The sequence below is a fragment of the Levilactobacillus brevis ATCC 14869 = DSM 20054 genome (assembly GCF_001433855.1).
GTDB classification, from domain to species: Bacteria; Bacillota; Bacilli; order Lactobacillales; family Lactobacillaceae; genus Levilactobacillus; species Levilactobacillus brevis.
Map to the genome: position 1 here is coordinate 33126 of NZ_AZCP01000007.1, position 22113 is coordinate 55238.

The window sequence follows — 22113 nt, forward strand, 5'->3', positions numbered from 1 at the left end:
ATTTTTAGAAAATTGAATTTCTTAATCGACAAACTCAGTGTACTTGTGATTTTTGCAAATGTCAACGCTTTCATTTAGCCAAAAGCATGAAATAGTGACGACTCATGTAGTAAATTGGTTTACTAAACCAACTGGGTATTGACAAGTGTAAGCGGTTCCAGTATGCTTAGTTTCGAAAATTGAATTTTCTTGAATGTCGACGATTCAGCATTAATTTTCAGTATCACATAATGGATTCATAAACTATAGAGGTGTTTAATATGAGTGAAAATGCTGCTAAAGCCGAGCCAGCCATGAAAAATATGGTTCCTTGGAACGAGCGAATTGCCTATAGCTTTAGTGACTTCGCCTGCAACCTGTCCTTCCAAATGGTGGGGACATACTTAATGATTTTCTATACCGATACCTTTGGCCTAAGTGCTGCGGCTGTCGGAACGTTATTCTTAGCTGCTCGGATTGTGGATGCCTTTGATGGGCCTTTCTGGGGGATCATGATTGACCACACCCACACCAAATGGGGGAAGAGTCGACCGTACTGGTTATGGTTCTCAATTCCATTTGCAGTCTTCTGTGTGTTAGTCTTTACGACACCAAATATGAGTTTAACCGGCAAATTAGTCTGGGCTTACGTCACTTATATTGGGGTCGATGTGCTTTACTCGGCGGTTAATATTCCTATTACCTCAATTCTGCCATCATTAACGAGTAACCCACAAGAACGGGTCACGTTATCGACTATTCGACAATTTATGGGAACTGCTGGTGCCACGTTAATCACTGGAATTACCTTGACGATGGTCGCTTTCTTCGGTCATGGGTCTACGACAAGTCCTCGTGGCTGGTTCATCTGGGCCTTGATTGTTGCTGTGATTGTGGTTGTTATTTTTGGATTTGTCTTCAAGTACACGACTGAACGGGTTCAAACCAAGAGTTCTCGTAAGTCGATTCCAATCAAAGACTCCTTGAAAGCCTTGAAGCGTAACTGGCCATGGGCTATCATTATCTTTATCAACTTTATTTACTGGATGGGGATGCAAACGCGGTCACAAGTGACGGTTTACTTCTTCAAGTACAACATGCATGATGCCACGTTAGCTTCTCTTGTATTGAGCTTACAATTGGTGGCCTTGGTTGCCGTGGTTCTGACACCATGGACGGCTAGCCGAATTGGTAAGCGAAACACGATGCTCGGTGGGATGATCTTGGCCGTGATTGGTCAATTACTCTTGAGCTTGGGCGCTAACAATCTGAGTGTGCCAATGATTATCTTTGCGACGGTTATTGGCTACTTAGGAACGGGTTATGTTTCTGGTTTAATTGCCGTTATGTTGGCCGACGCCGTGGATTACGGTGAGTGGATCAACGGTGTACGGGCCGAAGGAATTGTAACGTCATTTTCTAGCTTCAGTGCCAAACTGGGGATGGGAATTGGTGGTGTGATCACTGGTTGGATTTTGACTGGGACCGGTTACGTTGCCAACAAGACCCAAACGGCTGGTGCCTTACACGGGATCGAATTAAACTACATTTGGGTGCCACTCTTGGGCTTTGCCTTATCCGGAATTGCGTTGATGTTCTACCATGTTGATGGCATCGAAAAGAAGATGCAAAGCGACTTGGCTGAAAAGCACGCTCGTGAAAACGCCGAAGACGGTGAATAAATCAAAAAGTGAGTGACCCAAGATGATTATCAATAAGGACGTCATGCGGGACCATAATGAACGGTCCGTTCTTCAAGCAATTGTGAATCACGGTCCCATTTCAAGAACTGAGGTTTCTAAGCTCTTAGGGCTTAATAAAGTCACAGTTTCTGACATTATTGGGTCGTTAACTGAACGCAAATTGGTGACCAGTCAGGGTGAGGCCCGAGCTGCCGCTTCAGGCAGCGGTCGCCGGCCGGAATTAGTGGCTTACAATGTGACTTATGGTTACGTGATTAATTTCAGCATTTCAGGGTTAACCTTAGAGATGCTGGTGACACAATTAGATGGACGGGCACTCGAATATGGTGAGAGTCCGATTGATAATTTAACGGTGCATCAAATCGTTGCCAAAATGGAAGAGATGATTCGGCAGCTACCTAAATTCAAGGTGGACAATGGCTTACAGGCGATATCCATTGCGATTTTTGGGGTGGTTTATCAAAATGAAATTATCAGTTCACCCTTCGTGGACTTTGAAGATGTTGATTTGGTGGGCTACTTTAAGCAGCGCTATCATGTTCCAGTGATTATGGAAAATGAAGCGAACTTGTCAGCAATCTTTGAACAGGATTACAGCAAGCAGGAGTTACAAAGCTTGGTGTCAATTAGTATTCACGAAGGCGTTGGGGCCGGGATCTTGCTGAATAAACAATTGTATACTGGAAACTACGGTCGAGCTGGTGAAGTTGGGCAAATGCTGTTAACTGAACCGGACAAGCCACGGCAGCGACTGGCTAAGCTGACGAATTTCGATCAGGAATGGTCGCAATCTGCTTTGTTAGCTAAAGCTGCTCACCTGAAAGGGCGACCGACATACACGCTAGCAGACTTGGTGCGGGCTAATGAACAAGGGGATGCGCAAATCACACGTCTAATTGAGGACTTTTGCTATCAATTGGCCGTGGTGACGAGCAATCTGATTATTGCGTACGATCCACAACTGATTTTCTTCAATTCCCCATTGATTGACCAGTTACCGGAAATTTTAAAAAATGTTCAAATGAAATTGAGTTTTATGCCACTAGTGCCACCACTGGTTATGTCTAAGGACGTTAAGTATGCCACGCTGTTAGGTGGGGCCTCCTTAGCCATTCACAAGGTGCTGGACATGACTGGCACGCGGTTAATTCTGCATCATTAGTGCCACCGAAAAAATACGATACGGCCAGCTCGCGGTGAGCAGGGCAGTATCGTATTTTTTACAAAATGGATTGTTGTGGTATGACAACGCAGTTGGATTCAGCTATGACAATTACTTTTGGTGGGACTTGCCCGCCCTCTGGTCGCGGTAAATGGGCTGGAACGTACCGGACAAGGCTAGAGGGTGTCACAGCGACTGAAAAATAAGTAAGGATAAATCCTAAGGAGGATGTATTGTGACTAAAAAAACATTACCAGCAGATTTTTTATGGGGTGGTGCTGTAGCAGCACACCAAGTTGAAGGCGCTTACGACGTCGGTGGTAAGGGATTAAGCGTGGCCGATGTTATGACGGCCGCCGGGACGCACGATGAACGGCGGATTACCGCCGGTGTTCAACCCAATGAGTTCTATCCTAACCATGAAGCTGTGGATTTTTATCATCAGTATCCCGCGGATGTCAAACTCTTTGCCGAAATGGGCTTCAAGTGTTTTCGAACGTCGATTGCGTGGTCCCGAATTTTTCCACAAGGTGATGAGGTCGAACCCAATGAAGCCGGACTCGCCTTCTATGATCGTCTGTTTGATGAGTGTCATAAATATCACATTGAACCGGTCGTGACGTTGTCCCATTTTGAGATGCCCTATCACTTAGTGACCAAATACGGTGGTTTCCGAAGTCGGCAAACGATTAAGTTCTTTACCCGCTTTGCTCAAACGGTCTTTGAACGATACCACGACAAGGTGACCTACTGGTTGACCTTTAACGAAATTAATAATCAAATTAACTACGATCGGGCCTTCACGCTCTTTACCAATTCAGGTATTCAAGTACAGCCGGGAGAAAATGCCGAAGCAGTGATGTATCAAGCCAGCCATTACGAGGTTGTTGCCAGTGCGATTGCGGTTCAAATCGCCCACACAATTAATCCTGATTTTCAGGTTGGGGCGATGGTCGCATTTTCACCAGTTTATCCCGCCACGGATAAGCCCCGTGATGTCTTCAAGGCACAACGGGCTATGCAGGCGCGCTTCTGGTATTCCGATGTTCAAGTTGAAGGTCAGTATCCGACTTGGTTGACCAACTACTTTGAAACCAAGGGGTTTGATCTGGACATCACCGCAGCTGACTTAGCTAATTTGCGGCAAGGTACGGTCGATTACTTGGGCTTTAGCTACTACATGTCTTTTGCCACCGCGGCGACTGACGATGAGGATGACCAATTCTCTTATAACGAAACTGATGATTTGGTGACCAACCAATTTGTTCCGCAATCCGCTTGGGGCTGGCAAGTTGATCCACAAGGACTGCGGTATGGTTTGAACTGGATGAACGACCGCTACCACTTGCCTTTGTTCATTGTGGAAAATGGCATTGGCGCGATTGACCAGTTGACGGCAACTCATGAGGTCCATGATCAATACCGGATTGACTATCTGCATGACCATATTGAACAAATGGAGTTGGCGATGACCGAAGATGGCGTGCCAGTAATGGGATATACTCCGTGGAGTGCCATTGACATTGTTTCTGCCAGCACGGGTCAATTATCCAAACGGTATGGGTTCATCTATGTCGATCGGAACGATGATGGCAGTGGGAGCCTCGCTCGCTACCGTAAGGATTCATTTTATTGGTATCAACGGGTAATTGCCTCGAATGGGGCTGACTTAACGCCGACTGGTGGTGAACATGATGGCAGTAAAGCGTGATCCCTTATTAGTGATTGATATCGGCGGTACCACGGTTAAATATGGTGTGTGGCAGGCAGAACAGCTCACCGATAAAGGAAAATTCATGACCCCCGCTACGTGGCCGGAGTTATTAGCGGCGTTGACACAGTTAAAAGTGAGACAGACCAGCGCTATTACGGGGGTCGCCATCAGCTTACCTGGAAGTGTTGATCCAGTAGCTGGTAAAATTTCAGGGACGAGTGCCGTGAGTTATTTGAATAATTTTCCGATTAAGGCCGTCTTGACCCGTGCCTTAGGTGTTCCGGTAAGTATTCAAAATGATGCGAATTGTGCGGCATTAGCGGAGTTATGGCAAGGAAATGCTCAAGGGCTCGACAGTGCGGTCTTCATGATTATCGGAACCGGGATTGGGGGTGCGGTAGTGATGAACGGACAGCTCATGACCGGCCCGCAGCAGTTTTCCGGTGAGTTTGGTTACATGGTGATGAACGAGCAGGGAGCAACGCTGAGCGAAATTGGGAGTCCGGTAAAAATGGCCACCCGGTTTACCCAATTGAAACACTTGGCGACGTCGGTATCTGCCCAGACAGTCTTTCAGGCGGCCCAAGCCGGTGATCCCGTTGCCCAGACTTGTGTGACCGAGATGACCCATTGGTTGAGTTGTGGGGCCTTCAATCTGTCTGTTGGGTTGAATCCCCAACGGGTATTAATTGGCGGAGGAATCTCGGCACGGCCGGGCTTTGTCGCTGACTTACAGGATCAGGTTCAACAGTTAATGGTGGCGCACCACTCACCATTAACCGTTGATCTACAGCCCTGCCGCTTCTTAAATGATGCCAACTTGATTGGCGCAGCTGCTCAGTTTTATACGGAACATCCGGCCAATGCCGCATTAAGCGCTAATGGAAACGAGTAATGACATGTGATAAATGGAGCCTGGGAAAAAAACTCAGACTCTTTTTTGTGTTAGGTTGGTGAAAAAATTTATTATGAGAGAACATAGCAATTTGTTGACTTTTTCTCATTTGATTTTAATATTACAAGTAACGGCTGAGAGTTAGACGAGGGGATAAAATGGAGGTGGGACAATGATGAGCATGCAAGTTCGGACGGTGGGAGCGTATCTTTGGTCATTAGCCCAAGGCACCCTGGTCCTAGGAGCTTTGCTGGCAATTGCTGGTGAAGGTGGTGACGGTCACTGGTCATTTCAAGTCACTCCGTTTGTTAGCTGGGTGATGCTAAGCTGGCTGGTCTGTTACCCGATATTACGAAAAACTTATCGCCGACTGTATCAGCAGAATAATCAGGAAATGGCGTCCTATAAGAAGCGATCATTAGATTTACACCATCAGGATATGGCCAATAGCCATCAGGGGTATCGGTGGTCACCTAATGGGGTGTCAACCAATCCCTGGGAATATAACTTGGCAAATACGCAAAGTACTGATGAAATTTTGAATCCGATTTATATTTTTTGTGTCCATCAGTGGATCACTTTTTTATTGTTGATGTTTGGCCCATTGTTAGTGTTAGGTGTCTGGCTGGTTAAAGGCATTAAGTGGGTCGTCAAGCCAAAGTAGGGGTAAGGGGATGACGACATGGCACAGGTCATTGGGGAATACGGATTACTTGGATTCATATCAATAGTGGGGATTGTGACAATTGTGAATGGGTCCAGCTATCGAAAAGAAAGTCTGTGGTTGCAGCTTTCAGGCTGGCTGAACGTGGGATGCCTGTTGATAGGGTGGCTGAGCTTTTTTCTACTCCGGCCGTTGTTTAGCGATATTATCGCTGTGTTGGCCGGTATCATTTGGTTGGCGGCGTTGGAACATGGTTGGGCAATGGGGCGGATTCACTGGCAACATCATGTTGCTCGGTTAGCAGTGTTACTGATTCTAGTTAGCCTAGCAATTGATTAATTTATAAAAGGGGGAACGTGGTCATTGGCGACCAGGTTCTCCCTTTTGAAAGTAGTTTAAGATTAATCGCTATCCAGACCATTACGGCGATAAGCGTAAAGAAACAGGCCCACGCCGATAACTAGCCAAATAAGTAGCACGGCAATATCTTGGAAATCCCAGTGATAGCCCTGATCCAAGGTTTGATCGACCAATCGAGTGAGGATCCCCGAATAGGTTAGGTTGGCAAGCATCTCAAGCGTGTGGTTGAGAACGCGGAAGAAGGGCAGCATGGTGAAGATAAATAGCAACGGCATGCTGACGATCCCAGCCTGTGTTTGATTTTTTGACAAGATTCCCGTCATGTAACCCAGTAACATGCTGATGAGCGCACAGATGGTAGATATTAACAGAAAGCTGCCCCAGGGAATGACGGACCACGCCACCCCAGCAATAGGGATCATTAGAACGTTAACTACTTCAATAATTACCAGTACTGGTAAAGCACTGCCAATGAAGAAATCTAATCCGCTGACAGAAGCAGTCATCAAGACGCGTAGGGTGTGTTTTTCCTTTTCTTCGGCCAATGGACCACTGCACATCATAATACCACCCATAACGGTATTGAATAGCAGGCCGAAACTAAGCAAGTAGGCGCCACCCATGGCACTCGCAGCGTCGGCGGCAGTTGATTGGTCGTGAATAATTAGACGTAATAGATAGACCATTAACATCGAAAAGGCGGGGATAAATGAAATGGATAAGTTATGAATAATCATGTGAAGCTTGAGTTGTGCAATTGCCTGAATTTTTTGCCAGTGGCGGTTCATTCTAAATTCCTCCCGGTAACTTCTAAGAAAACGTCTTCTAGTGTGGGCTCTCCTGAGTGAATGGTCACAATATGACCAGCGGTTATTTCCCGGGCAATAATCGTCTGCCCAGCTGGACCACTGAGGGTTTGTGCGGCAGTCTCTCCCTGAAATAAGACACGATAATTTTGATGCCGGTTATATTTTAACCGTAAGGCTTGTGGTGTACCCAACTCAACGATTTGACCGTCGTTAAGTAAAGCGACTTGGTCACAAAGTTTAGTGGCTTCGGTCATGTTGTGCGTGGTGAGAAAGATAGCAGTTCCTTGATCTCGAAGATCTCGGATTAAGTGATGAATCGCCAGTGCCGTGCTGGGATCTAAACCACTAGTTGGTTCGTCTAGAAATAGGACTGCTGGGGCATGCAACACGGCGCGCGCTAAGATTAATCGTTGTCGCTGTCCTTGTGACAGCTTTCCTGCCAATTGCTGCTGTTGTTCGCTGAGGCCGACGCGGGCTAGTAGCGGGGTAACCTTCGTCGTAGCAACGCCCAATAATTTGGCAAAGAAACGAAGGTTGGCGGTAACCGATAATCGGTCGTACAGGCCACTATTGTGGGTAACGATCCCCACATGTTCATAAATGGCGGGTGTTAGTTGGGTGACGTCGTGTCCTAAGACAGTGGCCGTTCCGGCACTGGGAGCGAGTTGCCCAGTTAAAATTTTAAGGGTCGTTGTTTTACCAGCACCCGAGGGGCCGAGAAAACCGAAGATCTCTCCTTGATGAACGGTAAAGGAAAGATCACGTAACGCACTAGTGGTTTTAAAATGTTTTGCTAGATGCTGAACCTGAATGGCAGTGGTTGTCATGTGTCGTTGCTCCTTTGAGGTTTAAAATAGATTAGGTCACAGGACTTAATCGCTGCCTCTAATTTAGCAGCATCGGGACGATATGTCGTTAAAATCGGGCCAATTGTGCTGAATGATTGGCGAGTAGTGACCACAGTAAGGTGGGTGGTACCACTAAAAAGAGATCAAAGTGCGTAATTCTTCCAACCGGGTGCGTGATAAAGGAAGTTTTGGTGCTGGATGGCCCTTGAGAATAAGGGTATAGCTGTTGCGTGAATAGCTAATCAGTTCGGCGATTCGCTGTAAATTAACTAAGTAGGAACGGTGACACCGAAAGAAACCAAAGCGTTGAAGTTTGGCTTCCAGTTCTGTCAGCGTCAAGGTAGAGGAAAAGGTATCATTGCCAACGTGGACCGTACTGATGGAATTGATGCTTTCGATGAAGTCAATTTCGTCAGGACTAAAGAAGATGGTTTTATCGTCTTGTTTGCAGGCAATCTTAAAGACTTGTGTGGGGTGAATAGCGGGACCGGTCGTGTCAGGCGTATCTGGTTTTAAATCGACGCTTTCTAATCCCGTTGGGCTGTATCGATAAATGGTGTCACTGACTAGGAGGAGTTCTTCCAAGTAAGGAGCGGTGCAGATAACGGTCACACCCGATTGTCGTAGGTATGCGAGTCCTTGAAGGTACAGCTGAATCCCGTCATCGCTGAGTTCATTTAAGGGATTTTCTAAGAAGGCTAAATCAGGATGTAAAACAACCAGGCGTAAAAGGACAACGCGCTGTTGTTGGTCTTGACTCAGCCGTTTTAGTGGTAGATGCCAGACCTCATGAAGGGCTAGTGCTTCTTGGGCAGCCGCAAGGTCGATTGGATGAGCACTAAGCTTCAGAAATAGGTGGGCGTATTGACTTACGGTAAGCTGGGGGTACCCCGCATCCGTCGTTAAATTAGCCATGATTGTGGTATCGTTTCGGACAAGTTGACCACTGGTGGGTCGGGTTTTTCCAGTCAATAAATTAAAAAAGCAACGACTTTCTTGGTGCGTGACTTTAAGCCCAATTTGGCTGCCTGCAGGGATGGTCAAGGTAATATTTTTGAGCAGCGTCCCTTGCGACGTTTGTTTTAAGACTTTTTCGAAGATAATGGGTGTCACATTATTCACGCTCCTAGTCAGTTTTCTTCATTATCTCTAACCGATTAAACCTTGTCAAAATGGTCAGGGAATTAGTGGCACGATTAGCAGTTTTTCGGTACAGTGAAGGTAATACAAAAAGAAATGGGGTAATCGTGATGAAGACTTGGCAAAAAGTAGTGAGTGGGGCTGCTGCACTTTCTGCGGTGGGTGCTGTTAGCGTACTGGGTGCCGCGGCCGGATTGTATTTAGCGGCGACAAAGTCTTATGCTCGCAGTCGCCAACAATCCAAAGAACGGGCGATTAGTGAGAATACAGCTGCTGATAATGCCTGGTATTTGCGCCATCATCCGGTTGAATGGACACAAATGACGGCAGATGGGTTATGCTTACGCGCAAGCTGGTTAGCTGCTAAGCAACCAACAACGAAAGTGGTCATCTTAGCCCATGGCCTAGGTCATGCTCGCGAGCAAATGATTCCATGGGCCCGGGTTTTTCATGATTGGGGCTATGCCGTATTGATGCCCGATGCTCGCGCTCACGGTGAAAGCGATGGTCATACGATTGGCTATGGGTGGCCAGATCGGCACGATTACCAGGGCTGGATTACGCAGGTTATTGACCAAAACGGTGCGGACAGCCAGATTGTACTGCTAGGAATTTCCATGGGTGCCGCGACTGTGATGGCGACGGCTGGTGAGGACTTACCAACGAATGTTAAAGCAATTATTGCCGATTCAGGATATGCCAGTGTCTTGGGCGAGGCGCGTTATCGCATGTGGCATAATTTTCATGTTCCAGCCCGGCCAACCTTAACGATTGCTGACCAATACTCACGGTGGGGCGATTACCGTTTGGCGGATGGTGACATTGCGGGACAATTGAAGAAAAGCCAGATCCCATTATTACTGATTCACGGGGCCAAGGATACGACGGTTCCGGTGGAAAACTTAGATATTTTGTACCAAGCGGCGGCCGGACCGAAACAAAAATATTGTGATCCTAACGCCGAACATATTGCTACGCGGGATGCGGACCCCGTCAAATATGATCAACTTGTCGCGGATTTTTTGTCAACGATCATTGCGTAATCGAGTGAAACGCTGGTTGACAAGTTTTCAATATCTGGTAAACTACTAAACGGTAATCATTACTGTTTACATTTAATTTTTGAAGGATTGGGATGACGGACGTGCAGCGAAAGAAGTGGCTAAATGGGCATCAGATAGGGTTATTAGGTGTGATGGTCATGGTATTGGTCACACTAACCACACTAACAGGGTGTCAGCCGACTTCGACAGCTAAGCAGTCCCGACAAATTAATGTGGTTGCTACATTGGGATTTTATGGTGAAGCGGCGCAGGCAATTCTCGGCCATAGTGGTCACGTGACGACTGTGATTAATAGCCCCAGCATTGATGCTGAAAGTTATGAACCGGATATCAAAACGGCCAAACAAGTTGCCCACGCTGATGTGGTAGTTGAAAATGGCCTGGGATATGACAGCTGGATGGATCGGGTGGTTGCCGCTAATCAAGATGCCGGTACCAAAACATTAACGATTGGTAAGTTGATGGGAAAAAAGACCGGTGACAATCCGCATTTATGGTCCGATCCCACCGTGATGATGACGGTAACTCAGCGACTAGTGACCCAATTCAGCCGACTGAATCCCAGTCAAGCAGCAACCTATCGTCGCCGCGGTGCCGCCTATGAGCGTCAGCTAGCAGTATTACCTAAGTTGGCGCGGCAGATCAAGCGACAGGCGAAAGGCCAGCAAGTGGCGGTTAGTGAACCTGTTTTCGATCTTGCCTTGACGGCCATGGGGTATCGTGTGAGTGACGGGCACTTTGCCCAGGCCATCGAAGAGGACAGCGATCCGACTCCGGCCGATATTACCCACCTTCAAGCGCAAATCAAACATCATCGCATCGCATTTTTTGTAGAAAATACCCAAAATTCCAGCAAGAATGTGACGGCCATGGTGCAACTCGCACGACGGTATCATGTGCCGGTAGTCAAGGTCACAGAGACTATGCCGGCCCATCAAAGCTATCGTACGTGGATGCTTAGTCAGTACCAGCAAGTCAAACGGATTCAGGAGGACAGTCACTCATGACGACAACGCCAATTTTAAAATTAGATCATTTAGGCGTGACCTTCCCCAATCACCCCGTTTTCACCGATCTGAACTTAACGATCCATCAAGGAGAATTTTGGAGTATCGTTGGTAAAAATGGGGTGGGAAAGACCACGTTAATGCGCACGATCCTACACCAACTGCGGCCAACACACGGACAGGTGCAATACTTACCGCATACCGCGGATGTCAAGATCGGGTATGTTCCCCAATTTCGTAACATCGATGCCGATTATCCGCTGACCATTCAAGATTTTGTCGGTTTAAACCTCACGGGGTGGAAATGGCCCTGGTTATCGCGGTCAGAGCGGAAAAAAATTGAGCGAATTTTGACGGAAACTGGGCTAACCACGCTGGCTAAGCGGCCGATTGGTCAAGCCTCCGGTGGAGAACGACAAAAGGCCTATCTCGCCCAAGCCTTAGTGGAGGCGCCTAACTTGTTGATTCTCGATGAATCGACGGCGAGCTTAGACCCAGTAACCAAGACCGAATTACTGGATTTAGTCGTTGAGTTAAATCAACGCCTGAAGTTAACGGTGCTATTTGTCACCCATGATATTCCGATGGCCCGTAAGTACAGTTCACGTTACCTCATGTTGACCCCCCAAGGTACCGAGCAAGGACCGATTGCGGGGCTAACGCAAGAGAAGGTGTGGGAGGGCGAACATGTTTAATTATGAATTTATGCGTAACGCCTTTGCGGCGGGAACCATTATTGCGATTATCTGTGGCATTATGGGGGTCTTCGTGATTGCCCGGAATATGTCATTTTTGACCCATACCTTGTCGGAAATTGGGTTTTCCGGGGCCGCTTTCGGGGTCTTCGCTGGCTGGGCGCCGCTGAACGGAATGCTCCTGTTTACCGTTGTTAGTTCGGTCATTGTTGGTCAGTTGAGTGCGCGGAGTGAACGGCGGGAGGCTGCCACTAGTGCGATCTCGGCATTATTTATTGGGTTGGGAATTTTATTCTTGTCATTAGCCAATAAGAATGCCAGTTACGCAACCAGTATTTTATTTGGGAGCGTCATTGGCATCAGTGCCAGTGATGTGCGCCAGATGTTGTGGCTATCCATCTTAGTTCTAATCGTGGTCTTTGTGATCTATCGATTCTTAAAATTTGATTCTTTTGACCATACGGGTGCCCGGGTTAAGGGGTTATGGACCAATACCTTATCCATCACCTTCCTGGTTTTAGTCGCCTTGAGTGTGAGTGTGGCGGCCCAAATTGTGGGGTCGTTACTGATCTTCATTTTATTAACGCTTCCTGCGGCCACAGCCAAATACTTTGCCCATACCGTGAGTGGCATGATGATCCTGGCGATTGGTTTGGCGCTGATTGGGGTCTGGGCCGGCTTAACGCTAAGCTATGTCACTAATTATCCCGTGTCGTTTTTTATCGCGGCAATTGAGGCAATTTTCTACTTTATTGCGTTGGGATGGCAACGACTTCAAACAGCAGAATAGATAATAATAGTAAACGGGACGTAGGCCAGTGATGGTCTGCGTCCCGTTTATTAGTTCTTGCAAAGTCTGATATATTTGAAACAGAAATATTCCGGAAAAATAAACCTAAAGATAATCCTAACGCAACTATTACATATTGTTTTTTCATGCGCCTTTTCTCCTAAAGTATAGTGAAAGTGTCAGAACTGGCAGAATGATTGGCATAGCAATCATTTCTATGAACAGCATAGCTACTTGGATATCTAAGAAATCTTTTTCTCTATCATAAATAGGAAGTTGCAAAACACTTGAGAAAAATATGGGGTCTTTTCTTGAGAAATTAAAATGATCATGTGTTGTTAATCTGAATGTTAGTTCGCGCTTGGCGATGAGAATTTGGGCAATTGGTAATAGGCTATAGCAAAGAGTGAAGTACCAAGAGGTAGCATCCCAATTGAAAATAAAGTAACCAGGGATAAACCGGCAGTTTACGAGAATGAGTAATACGAAGATTGGCAGACCTTGCAGATAGGAAACAACGTAGTTTAGTGGCCGACTAAAATCAGCAGTCACTTGCATGCGAAGTGCCAGTATATTGTGGTGCATACGATTCCCTCCCCATTGTTATAATTATTATACGTGATGACAAAGAAAGCACAGTTATGAGGTGCTGAGGTGGGATTGTTTTTAAATTGGTCAAACTTTGGTTAGTAGTGACGAGATGAGATTTATTCCTTCAATACGGTGGTGAATGTGCAAACTGGGGGTCTAGAACGTTTACTTAATTTGATGAATTAATAGCACCGAGTCATGATGCTGGCACATTAGAAATTACTCGTGGTTGTCTCCTTTACCACAAAGCCTGGCCCAACATTCACAGCGACTTACATGAGACGCGTGTCTGGAAGGCGGATCAGCAAGGGAGAGCATGCGGAACTGACCGATTTTTACAGCGAATAAGCTGTGAGTAATGGTTGGTTTTCTTAAAATTCCGCAAGTTTTCAGATTTCTCATGGAAATATAGCGAAAAACCCGAACAATTATGCTAAAATTGGCCTTACATATCATTGATAGAAAATAGTTGAGGTGAAGTAGTTGAAAGTCAGAAGAAGTGACCGATTGGTCGATATGACCCGGTATTTGCTAGAACGGCCCCATCAATTGGTCTCATTGACCTTTTTTGCGGCCCGTTACGAATCAGCCAAGTCCTCGATTAGCGAAGACTTAACGATTCTGAAACGGACATTTCAGAACCGCGGTACCGGCTTGTTAGAAACGGTTCCCGGGGCGGCTGGCGGGGCACGGTTTATTCCTTATATTCTCCGTGAAGAAGCCGAACGTTTTGTGGAAGACATGATTGATGAGTTGTCTGCAGCCGACCGGTATTTGCCCGGTGGTTACGTCTACATGTCAGATATCCTCGGCCGGCCAGCAGCATTACGGCAGATTGGGCGGATTTTAGCCACCCAGTATTTGAACCAAAACGTGGACGTCGTCGTCACTGTCGCCACCAAGGGGATTCCATTGGCCCAGAGTGTGGCTAATTACCTGAACGTCCCATTTGTGATTGTCCGGCACGACTCACAGATTACAGAAGGCTCGACGGTCAGTGTGAACTATGTTTCTGGTTCGACTAAACGTATTGAACGGATGGCACTCTCTAAGCGAAGTGTGAAACCCGGTTCACGTGTATTAATTGTGGATGATTATATGAAGGGTGGCGGGACAGTCGGTGGTCTGCGCTCCCTCGTTGATGAGTTTGATTCCCAGTTGGCAGGTGTCGCCGTCTTTGCTGAAGGGGATTTTGCTGGGCAACGAACGGTTAGCAAATATACGTCTCTGGTCAAGATTCAAACGCAAGATGAACAGATCAAGGTTGCGCCCGGAAACTATTTAACGCAAATTTTTGGTGACGAAACTACTCAATTAAATTAGCTAGGAGATCGTTAAATGACAACGAGAAATACTATTATCCTTGCTGCTGGTAAGGGCACTCGGATGAAGTCAAAACTGTATAAGGTACTGCACAAAGTTTGTGGCAAAGCGATGGTCGACCACGTATTAACGCAAGTGGAAAAGACAGATATGTCCAAGATTGTCACGGTTGTGGGCTACGGAGCCGATGAGGTTAAGTCAACGTTAGGTGACCGGACACAATACGCGTTACAAGCCGAACAACTGGGGACGGGGCATGCGGTCCTACAGACCGAACCCATGCTAAAGGATGAAGCCGGCACAACATTAATTGTGAGTGGTGATACGCCACTATTCCGGGCAGAGACGTTTGAAGATTTATTTGCTTATCATGAAGCCAAACATGCCGCTGCCACGATTTTAACGTCAATGGCGCCAGACCCCACCGGTTACGGTCGGATTGTTCGGAATAATATTGGTATCGTGGAAAAGATTGTTGAACAAAAGGATGCCAATTCTGAAGAACAAGAAATCCACGAAATTAATACCGGCGTGTACGTGTTTGATAATCAAAAGTTATTTAAAGCGCTCCATGAGACGTCAAATGATAACGCTCAAGGAGAATATTACCTGACAGACGTCATCGAAATTTTGAAGCATCAAGGAGATATTGTGGCCGCTTATCAAATGGCTAATTTTGATGAGTCGATGGGAGTTAATGATCGGGTCGCCCTGTCTGCGGCAACCAAAATCATGCGTGACCGCATTAACGAAGCCCACATGCGTGATGGTGTGACGTTAATCGATCCCGCGACAACCTACATTGATGCAGGTGTCAAGATTGGTGCAGATACTATCATTGAACCTGGTGTTTTACTGAAAGGAAACACAGTAATTGGGGAGGACTGCTACATTGGTGCCCACTCTGAATTACGGAATGCGGTACTGGCTGACCACGTCACGGTAACCTCGTCCTTATTGGAAGATTCCGATATGGCCAGTGGGTCGAACATTGGACCCAATAGTCATTTACGGCCAGAATCTCACATTGGACCTAAAGTTCATTTGGGGAACTTTGTTGAAGTTAAGAAGGCGACGATTGGTGAAGGCACCAAAGTGGGTCATTTGACTTATGTGGGTAACGCTAAATTAGGTCAGAACATCAACGTGGGTTGTGGCGTGGTCTTCGTCAACTATGACGGTAAGAACAAGCATGAAACTGTCGTGGGGGATGATGCCTTTATCGGCTCAAACTCTAATTTGGTTGCGCCACTAGACGTTGCCGACCATAGTTTTATTGCAGCCGGCTCTACAATTACCGATGCCGTAAACCGCTACGATATGGCAATTGCTCGTCAGCGCCAAACGAATAAACCCAATTATTATCAGAAACTACCTTATCGCGGTGAAGATTAAGCGGAAGGTCTTGTGTTTCCCGACGCGATAGCATAAAATTATTGTAGGAAATTCAGGCAGACTAATGCTATTGGAGGAAATTATGGCTACGCAATATTTTGACCCTAAATTAAAGATTTTTGCGTTGAACTCCAACAAACCGTTGGCACAAAAGATTGCTGACGAGGTTGGTGTTGAGTTAGGGAAAACGTCGGTGGACCGTTTCAGTGATGGTGAAATTCGGATCAACATTGAACAAAGTGTCCGGGGATGTCACGTGTACGTGATTCAATCAACGTCAGCTCCCGTTAACGATAACTTAATGGAACTGTTGATTATGATTGATGCGTTACGGCGGGCCAGTGCGGCAACCATTAACGTGGTCATTCCGTACTACGGGTACGCTCGTCAAGACCGGAAAGCCCGGTCACGAGAACCAATTACGGCTAAGCTGGTCGCAAATATGTTGCAAACGGCCGGGGTTACCCGGGTCTTGGCACTTGATTTGCATGCAGCTCAAATTCAAGGGTTCTTCGATGTACCAGTGGATCATTTGATGGGTGCGCCGCTCCTGGCCGACTACTTCATTAACAGTGGTTTGGCTGAAAATGCGGTCGTGGTTTCACCTGACCATGGTGGTGTGACGCGGGCCCGGGCGTTAGCCGAATTCTTGAAGGCGCCAATTGCGATTATCGATAAGCGGCGGCCTAAGGCTAATGTGGCTGAAATCATGAATATTATTGGAGACGTCAAAGGTAAGCGGTGTATCATGATTGATGACATGATTGATACAGCCGGAACGATTACATTAGGGTCACAAGCTCTAATGGATGCCGGTGCCTTGGAAGTGTATGCTAGTTGTACTCATCCGGTCTTATCTGGGCCAGCTATTGAACGGATTAAGAAGTCGCCAATCAAGAAGTTAGTGGTGACGGATTCGATTCAGTTAACTGCTGACAAGATGATTGATAAGGTTGAACAGATCTCTGTGGGTCCATTGATGGGTCAAGCTATCAAGCGGATTAATGAGAATCGCCCAGTCAGTCCATTGTTCAAGAATCGGTTTCACAGTCAAGAACAATAAAGTCATCTAAAAACTTGAGCGGCGCGGTGCGTTGGCTCAAGTTTTTTCATTAAGTGATGGACAATAGATGGGATTAGGTTTGGCTACGAGAGTGAGGAATGACAATATGAAGAAATGGCAACGAGCAGCGACCGGAACGGTTGGTGCAGGCTTATTGGTGGCCTTAGTGATGAAGATTTTAGGCCAGTCATTGTTAACCATTGGTAATTTATTATTCATGGTTGGTCTAGCCTTAATTGTTTTTGGTGCTATCTGTGTGTTGCTACGCGGGCATCTATTGACGGGGACTCGGCGATTGTTCCGCCGCGCCTTTAGACAAAAGGTGGAGCCATTGCCAGATGAGAAAGTACCCGTGCGCCACGTGGCGAGCGTAAAAAACAGCCCCATTGTCATCAATGCCCCTGCCCGTTTTGGGTTAGTCGCAGGTGTCTGCTACGTGATTTTGGGAATCGTTTTTACCATTTAAATTTGACTTAAAGACAGTCGTTGACGACTGCCTTTTTTATACTCAAAAAGGCCGGGGGTTCCCCCAGCCATAATTTCCAGCGTAACAGGTTATCTTAGATGACTTGATCATCCAGTTCACCGATTGCTTCAATCATCCGTTCTACTTCGCTACGAGAGACGGTCGAACGGGTGAGGGCGGCTGAGAGTTGGTCAGTGAGTCCGGATAACGCCGTGTAAAAGTGCTGATCGGCAATAAATTGGCTGTGTTTGCCCATGATAAACCGCAGTGTATCTGCCGAACACGTGGCATTAACATCTGCCGATCGGAGTTGAAGAATATGGTGAATATCACTTAATGGTAAGCCCGCCCGCCGTAGGCTATGAATAATGCGATAGGTTGCTAGGTCGGCTATTGTATAGTTGCGGTGATTCGTAGCAGTTCGTTGGGGAATCAACAAATCCGCCCGTTCATAAGTCCGCAGGGTGCTACAATTACAGCCGACCTTACCAGCGAAATCTCTGGTGTTCATCGCACGTCACCTCCTCTCGATTGCGAATAGGTTACCACGTTAAGGAACTGAGGGGGTCAAGGACTACTGAAAATAATCAAAATTCAGGGTGGTTAGGCCAGTTATTTAAAAAATCGGGTAAATTGCTAAAGGGTGAAGTTACGTTTGCCCATGATAGTTAGCCAAGACGCTTCTGGGGAAGAACCGCTGCGACTACTCAGAAAAATCTGGTATACTGAACGCAAATAATGTGAACGTGTGAGTTAGTTTTTAGGAGAGTTATTTGTATGGTAGATAGCGTATCAAAACGGGTCGTTCATGATCTGAAACAGCGAATTCTGGCTGGAGATTTTGCCACTAAAAGACTGCCAGATGAACAGCAATTAAGCGAATGGTATCAAGTCAGTCGTAGCACAGTAAAGCGGGCTGTGAATCGATTGGCTGAGCAGGGCATTGTTTTTAGAAAACGTGGGGCGGGGACCTTTATTAACCCCTTCTTTTTGAAGAATAAATCGGCCTTTCACTATGAAGGGAAAAATTTGGGTGTGACGGATAGCTTTCAGGTCGGGGATAGCCAACCGAAGAGTGAATTACTAGACTACCAAGTGATTGTAGCCACCCCAGAGTTACAGCAGGATCTATTTTTAGAAAGCACTGATTTTGTTTACCAGATTAAACGTCTGCGGTTATTTGATCAGCGACCTATTATTATTGAGACAGGATATATTCCAATTAAGATTTTGCCGGCATTAACGCCGACAGTTGCCCAGCACTCAATCTTTAATTATTTACAAGAGATTAAGGGACAGTCTGTCAGTCGTTCTTTTTTGTCAATTTCGGCTGAGCCGTCAACCAGAGAAGATCAGCAGTTATTAAATCTTTCTAAAACTGAACCGGTTGGCGTCATGGCGGGCATTTTCTTCTTAGATGACGGTACTCCCTTTGAAGTTTCCAATATGCGCTTGCATTATCAGTATCTGAAATATAATACGTTTGTGAATCTGGATCAGGACTAGAATACCTGTCAGACTAGCGGGTTGGCCCCTACACAATCAAGCACCCCTTGAAGAAAATTGCCGGAAGTTGAGCAGTTTACTTGAAGGGGTGTTTGTGAAATGGCATAATGAGAATCGAATTATTTGGAATTGGACCGTATCAATTTCAGATAATGTTGACTTTTTGAAAAAAGTCAGTATCATAGGTAGTGTAAATTGACCTCTTGTGATTTACGTTGATGGTTTTTTGACGTTATGTTACTTGAAGAAGGAGTGTAAAAATTCATGGCAGTAGATTACGATTCCAAGTCTTACTTGGAAAAAGTTGACGCTTGGTGGCGTGCCACGACTTACCTTTCCGGTGGTATGATTTTTCTGAAGAGCAACCCATTGTTCTCAGTTACAAACACACCCATCCAAAAGGATGATGTTAAGGTTAAGCCTATTGGACACTGGGGGACTATCTCCGGCCAAACTTTCCTGTACGCACATGCTAACCGTTTGATCAACAAGTACGGCTTGAACATGTTCTACATTGGTGGTCCTGGTCACGGTGGCCAAGTAATGGTAACCAACTCTTACTTGGATGGCACCTACACGGATGCTTACCCTGAAATTACCCAAGACCTCGAAGGGATGTCCCGTTTGTACAAGCGGTTCTCATTCCCAGGTGGGATTGGTTCTCACATGACTGCTCAAACTCCAGGTTCTCTCCACGAAGGTGGCGAACTTGGTTACTCACTTTCCCACGCAACTGGTGCTGTCTTAGACAACCCAGACCAAATTGCCTTCACGGTTGTTGGTGATGGGGAAGTTGAAACGGGCCCTGCAATGACTGCATGGAACTCCATCAAGTTCTTGAACCCTAAGAACGACGGTGCTGTGTTGCCAATTCTTGACCTTAACGGGTTCAAGATTTCTAACCCAACTATCTTCTCACGGATGAGCGATGACAAGATCGCTAAGTTCTTTGAAGGTTTGGGCTGGTCACCTCGTTTCCTCGAAAACGATGACATTCATGATTACATGACTTACCACGAAAAAGCGGCTAAGTTATTTGATCAAGCAATTGCTGATATTAAGCAAATCCAAAAAGACGCTCGTGAAAACGGCAAGTACGAAGATGGGACTATCCCAGCTTGGCCAGTTGTTATTGCGCGCTTACCAAAGGGTTGGGGCGGTCCTAAGCACAACCCAGCCGGCGAACCAATCGAAGGTTCATTCCGTGCTCACCAAGTTCCACTTGGTTTAAGCCAAAACAACTTCGAAGAACTTCCTGAATTCGAAGAATGGATGAACTCATACAAGCCAGCTGAATTATTCAATGCTGACGGTTCATTGAAGGCAGAAGTCGCTGACTTTGCCCCTAAGGGTGACAAGCGGATGGCTGCTAACCCAGTTGCTAATGGTGGCCGTGCTCGTGGCGAAAAGCCAGAAACACTCGACTTACCAAACTGGAAAGACTACGCTAACGACATCAACGAATCTAACCGTGGGACTCAGTTGCCAGATGGTAACAAGAACATGGATATGAACGTTCTGTCAACCTTCTTTGCTGGCGTTGCCACAAAGAACCCAACATCATTCCGGATCTTCGGACCTGATGAAACGATGTCTAACCGTCTTTGGGAAATGTTCAAGATTACGAACCGTCAATGGATGAGTAAGGTCAAGGAACCAAATGACCAATACGAAGCTCCAGAAGGCCGTATCTTGGATGCCCAATTATCAGAACACCAAGCTGAAGGTTGGCTTGAAGGTTACACCTTAACTGGTCGTACCGGTGTGTTCACTTCTTACGAATCATTCTTGCGGGTTGTTGACTCAATGACCACGCAACACTTCAAGTGGATTCGTCAAGCCGCTGCAGAACCATGGCGGAATGATTACCCATCCTTGAACTTGGTTTCAACATCCACTGTGTTCCAACAAGACCACAATGGTTACACTCACCAAGATCCAGGTATGTTAACCCACTTGGCTGAAAAGAAGTCTGACTTTATCCGTCAATACCTTCCAGCTGATGGGAACACATTGTTAGCTGTCTTTGACCGGGCCTTCAAGGACCGTCAAAAGGTTAACCACATTGTTGCTTCTAAGCAACCTCGTCAACAATGGTTCTCAATCGACGAAGCCGAAGAATTGGCTACGAAGGGTCTTAAGACCATCGACTGGGCTTCTACTGTTGCTGAAGGTGAAGATGCTGATATCGTCTTTGCTTCTGCTGGTGTTGAACCAACCATCGAAACGTTGGCAGCTGTTGACTTGATCAACGATGCTTTCCCAGCTGTTAAGATGCGTTACGTGAACGTTGTTGAACTAGAACGTCTGCAAAAGAAGAACGGCCCATTGAACGATGACCGTGCACTTAGCGACAGCGAATTCAGTTCATTCTTCGGCGAATCTGGTACGCCAGTTGTCTTTGGCTTCCATGGTTACGAAGACTTGATCGAATCCTTCTTCTACGAACGTCAACACCTTGGTTTACACGTTCATGGTTACCGTGAAGATGGTGATATCACGACTGCTTACGACATGCGTGTATACTCCGAATTGGATCGGTTCCACCAAGCTAAAGATGCTGTTAACACCTTGATTGCCAAGGGCGTTATCGACGAAGCTGCCGGCAAGGCCTTCGACAAGAAGATGGACGACATCTTAGCTAAGCACTTTAAGATTACCCGTGACGAAGGTCGCGATATTGAAGAATTCACTAAGTGGCAATGGACGCCATTGAAGAAGTAATTCTTTGATTAACTAAAATTGAAACGCCACAAGTTGGTGTGAACATTTTGAACCGTTACTCAAGCGTGAAAGCGCCTGGGTAACGGTTTTTTGTGTATAATAACAGCCGCTGAGAATACCGAATGTTTAGGATTCTCAGCGACTATTTTTAAAGTATTAGGGGTAGCGTTAATAAATATTTGGTAATTAAATCAATGGGAACACATTGAAGGTAT

General features: G+C 46.3%; 21 protein-coding genes. 16 read left to right on the top strand and 5 right to left on the bottom strand.

Features of this window, described 5'->3' with window-relative positions; all coding sequences use genetic code 11:
- Positions 1-260: 260 nt before the first annotated feature.
- The 6 genes from FC61_RS11630 (at position 261) to FC61_RS11655 (ending at position 6456) form a co-directional block, all read left to right on the top strand.
- Complete coding sequence (locus FC61_RS11630; protein WP_021741005.1) at positions 261-1661, top strand: glycoside-pentoside-hexuronide (GPH):cation symporter; 1401 nt, start codon at positions 261-263, stop codon at positions 1659-1661.
- A gap of 22 nt (positions 1662-1683) precedes the next feature.
- Entirely contained in the window at positions 1684-2844 is a 1161-nt protein-coding gene (locus FC61_RS11635; RefSeq protein ID WP_021741004.1) for an ROK family transcriptional regulator, read from the top strand.
- Positions 2845-3079: 235 nt separating this feature from the next.
- Complete coding sequence (locus FC61_RS11640) at positions 3080-4555, top strand: 6-phospho-beta-glucosidase (protein ID WP_042516670.1); 1476 nt, start codon at positions 3080-3082, stop codon at positions 4553-4555.
- Positions 4539-5453: an ROK family protein gene (locus tag FC61_RS11645; protein ID WP_035464084.1), complete on the top strand. Its 915-nt coding sequence runs from the start codon at positions 4539-4541 to the stop codon at positions 5451-5453. The genes FC61_RS11640 and FC61_RS11645 overlap by 17 nt, the downstream gene beginning before the upstream one ends.
- A 172-nt stretch (positions 5454-5625) precedes the next feature.
- The gene (locus FC61_RS11650; protein WP_021740999.1) at positions 5626-6117 is read left to right on the top strand and encodes a hypothetical protein; all 492 of its coding nucleotides are present in this window, start codon (positions 5626-5628) and stop codon (positions 6115-6117) included.
- A gap of 18 nt (positions 6118-6135) precedes the next feature.
- On the top strand, positions 6136-6456 hold the full coding sequence (locus tag FC61_RS11655) for a hypothetical protein (protein WP_021740998.1): 321 nt from the start codon (positions 6136-6138) through the stop codon (positions 6454-6456).
- Between the two features lie 62 nt (positions 6457-6518).
- Here FC61_RS11655 and FC61_RS11660 read toward each other — a convergent pair whose 3' ends face one another.
- The 3 genes from FC61_RS11660 to FC61_RS11670 all read right to left on the bottom strand — a co-directional run bounded on the left by FC61_RS11660 (position 6519) and on the right by FC61_RS11670 (position 9247).
- A complete protein-coding gene (locus FC61_RS11660; protein WP_021740997.1) occupies positions 6519-7265 on the bottom strand; it encodes an ABC transporter permease in 747 nt (248 codons plus the stop codon).
- Positions 7262-8113: an ABC transporter ATP-binding protein gene (locus FC61_RS11665; protein WP_021740996.1), complete on the bottom strand. Its 852-nt coding sequence runs from the start codon at positions 8111-8113 to the stop codon at positions 7262-7264. Before FC61_RS11665 ends, FC61_RS11660 begins: the two co-directional genes overlap by 4 nt.
- Before the next feature lie 153 nt (positions 8114-8266).
- Positions 8267-9247, bottom strand: coding sequence for a LytTR family transcriptional regulator DNA-binding domain-containing protein (locus FC61_RS11670; protein WP_035464082.1), 981 nt, complete (start codon positions 9245-9247; stop codon positions 8267-8269).
- A 137-nt stretch (positions 9248-9384) separates the two neighbouring features.
- Between FC61_RS11670 and FC61_RS11675 the strand changes: the two genes are divergently transcribed.
- The 4 genes from FC61_RS11675 to FC61_RS11690 all read left to right on the top strand — a co-directional run bounded on the left by FC61_RS11675 (position 9385) and on the right by FC61_RS11690 (position 12830).
- Positions 9385-10317: an alpha/beta hydrolase gene (locus tag FC61_RS11675; protein ID WP_024855176.1), complete on the top strand. Its 933-nt coding sequence runs from the start codon at positions 9385-9387 to the stop codon at positions 10315-10317.
- A gap of 92 nt (positions 10318-10409) precedes the next feature.
- On the top strand, positions 10410-11345 hold the full coding sequence (locus FC61_RS11680; protein WP_021740994.1) for a metal ABC transporter solute-binding protein, Zn/Mn family: 936 nt from the start codon (positions 10410-10412) through the stop codon (positions 11343-11345).
- Positions 11342-12040, top strand: coding sequence for a metal ABC transporter ATP-binding protein (locus FC61_RS11685; RefSeq protein ID WP_011667255.1), 699 nt, complete (start codon positions 11342-11344; stop codon positions 12038-12040). Before FC61_RS11680 ends, FC61_RS11685 begins: the two co-directional genes overlap by 4 nt.
- Positions 12033-12830, top strand: coding sequence for a metal ABC transporter permease (locus tag FC61_RS11690; RefSeq protein ID WP_021740993.1), 798 nt, complete (start codon positions 12033-12035; stop codon positions 12828-12830). The genes FC61_RS11685 and FC61_RS11690 overlap by 8 nt, the downstream gene beginning before the upstream one ends.
- Before the next feature lie 144 nt (positions 12831-12974).
- Here the strand turns inward: FC61_RS11690 and FC61_RS11695 are convergent, their stop codons facing one another.
- Complete coding sequence (locus FC61_RS11695; RefSeq protein ID WP_021740992.1) at positions 12975-13415, bottom strand: hypothetical protein; 441 nt, start codon at positions 13413-13415, stop codon at positions 12975-12977.
- A gap of 489 nt (positions 13416-13904) precedes the next feature.
- Between FC61_RS11695 and purR the strand changes: the two genes are divergently transcribed.
- The 4 genes from purR (at position 13905) to FC61_RS11715 (ending at position 17668) form a co-directional block, all read left to right on the top strand.
- Entirely contained in the window at positions 13905-14744 is an 840-nt protein-coding gene (gene purR / locus FC61_RS11700; RefSeq protein WP_024525705.1) for a pur operon repressor, read from the top strand.
- A gap of 15 nt (positions 14745-14759) precedes the next feature.
- On the top strand, positions 14760-16139 hold the full coding sequence (gene glmU / locus FC61_RS11705; protein ID WP_021740990.1) for a bifunctional UDP-N-acetylglucosamine diphosphorylase/glucosamine-1-phosphate N-acetyltransferase GlmU: 1380 nt from the start codon (positions 14760-14762) through the stop codon (positions 16137-16139).
- Positions 16140-16221: 82 nt separating this feature from the next.
- A complete protein-coding gene (locus tag FC61_RS11710; RefSeq protein ID WP_011667260.1) occupies positions 16222-17202 on the top strand; it encodes a ribose-phosphate diphosphokinase in 981 nt (326 codons plus the stop codon).
- A gap of 106 nt (positions 17203-17308) precedes the next feature.
- Positions 17309-17668: a DUF3899 domain-containing protein gene (locus FC61_RS11715; RefSeq protein ID WP_011667261.1), complete on the top strand. Its 360-nt coding sequence runs from the start codon at positions 17309-17311 to the stop codon at positions 17666-17668.
- A gap of 94 nt (positions 17669-17762) precedes the next feature.
- Here the strand turns inward: FC61_RS11715 and FC61_RS11720 are convergent, their stop codons facing one another.
- Positions 17763-18179 (bottom strand): MerR family transcriptional regulator, encoded by a 417-nt coding sequence (locus FC61_RS11720; RefSeq protein ID WP_021740987.1) that lies wholly within the window; start codon positions 18177-18179, stop codon positions 17763-17765.
- 266 nt (positions 18180-18445) lie between these two features.
- Between FC61_RS11720 and FC61_RS11725 the strand changes: the two genes are divergently transcribed.
- Positions 18446-19174 (top strand): GntR family transcriptional regulator, encoded by a 729-nt coding sequence (locus FC61_RS11725; protein WP_021740985.1) that lies wholly within the window; start codon positions 18446-18448, stop codon positions 19172-19174.
- A 264-nt stretch (positions 19175-19438) separates the two neighbouring features.
- On the top strand, positions 19439-21898 hold the full coding sequence (locus FC61_RS11730; protein ID WP_021740984.1) for a phosphoketolase family protein: 2460 nt from the start codon (positions 19439-19441) through the stop codon (positions 21896-21898).
- Positions 21899-22113: the final 215 nt, after the last annotated feature.

Bases quoted from the DNA above. Each gene is read 5' to 3' on its own strand.
- FC61_RS11730 (WP_021740984.1), top strand. From the start codon at position 19,439: ATGGCAGTAGATTACGATTCCAAGTCTTACTTGGAAAAAGTTGACGCT.
- FC61_RS11680 (WP_021740994.1), top strand. From the start codon at position 10,410: ATGACGGACGTGCAGCGAAAGAAGTGGCTAAATGGGCATCAGATAGGG.
- FC61_RS11635 (WP_021741004.1), top strand. From the start codon at position 1,684: ATGATTATCAATAAGGACGTCATGCGGGACCATAATGAACGGTCCGTT.
- FC61_RS11660 (WP_021740997.1), bottom strand. From the start codon at position 7,265: ATGAACCGCCACTGGCAAAAAATTCAGGCAATTGCACAACTCAAGCTT.
- FC61_RS11690 (WP_021740993.1), top strand. From the start codon at position 12,033: ATGTTTAATTATGAATTTATGCGTAACGCCTTTGCGGCGGGAACCATT.
- FC61_RS11655 (WP_021740998.1), top strand. From the start codon at position 6,136: ATGGCACAGGTCATTGGGGAATACGGATTACTTGGATTCATATCAATA.
- FC61_RS11685 (WP_011667255.1), top strand. From the start codon at position 11,342: ATGACGACAACGCCAATTTTAAAATTAGATCATTTAGGCGTGACCTTC.
- FC61_RS11725 (WP_021740985.1), top strand. From the start codon at position 18,446: ATGGTAGATAGCGTATCAAAACGGGTCGTTCATGATCTGAAACAGCGA.
- FC61_RS11650 (WP_021740999.1), top strand. From the start codon at position 5,626: ATGATGAGCATGCAAGTTCGGACGGTGGGAGCGTATCTTTGGTCATTA.
- FC61_RS11665 (WP_021740996.1), bottom strand. From the start codon at position 8,113: ATGACAACCACTGCCATTCAGGTTCAGCATCTAGCAAAACATTTTAAA.
- FC61_RS11715 (WP_011667261.1), top strand. From the start codon at position 17,309: ATGAAGAAATGGCAACGAGCAGCGACCGGAACGGTTGGTGCAGGCTTA.
- FC61_RS11645 (WP_035464084.1), top strand. From the start codon at position 4,539: ATGGCAGTAAAGCGTGATCCCTTATTAGTGATTGATATCGGCGGTACC.
- FC61_RS11720 (WP_021740987.1), bottom strand. From the start codon at position 18,179: ATGAACACCAGAGATTTCGCTGGTAAGGTCGGCTGTAATTGTAGCACC.
- FC61_RS11695 (WP_021740992.1), bottom strand. From the start codon at position 13,415: ATGCACCACAATATACTGGCACTTCGCATGCAAGTGACTGCTGATTTT.
- glmU (WP_021740990.1), top strand. From the start codon at position 14,760: ATGACAACGAGAAATACTATTATCCTTGCTGCTGGTAAGGGCACTCGG.
- FC61_RS11630 (WP_021741005.1), top strand. From the start codon at position 261: ATGAGTGAAAATGCTGCTAAAGCCGAGCCAGCCATGAAAAATATGGTT.
- FC61_RS11710 (WP_011667260.1), top strand. From the start codon at position 16,222: ATGGCTACGCAATATTTTGACCCTAAATTAAAGATTTTTGCGTTGAAC.
- FC61_RS11675 (WP_024855176.1), top strand. From the start codon at position 9,385: ATGAAGACTTGGCAAAAAGTAGTGAGTGGGGCTGCTGCACTTTCTGCG.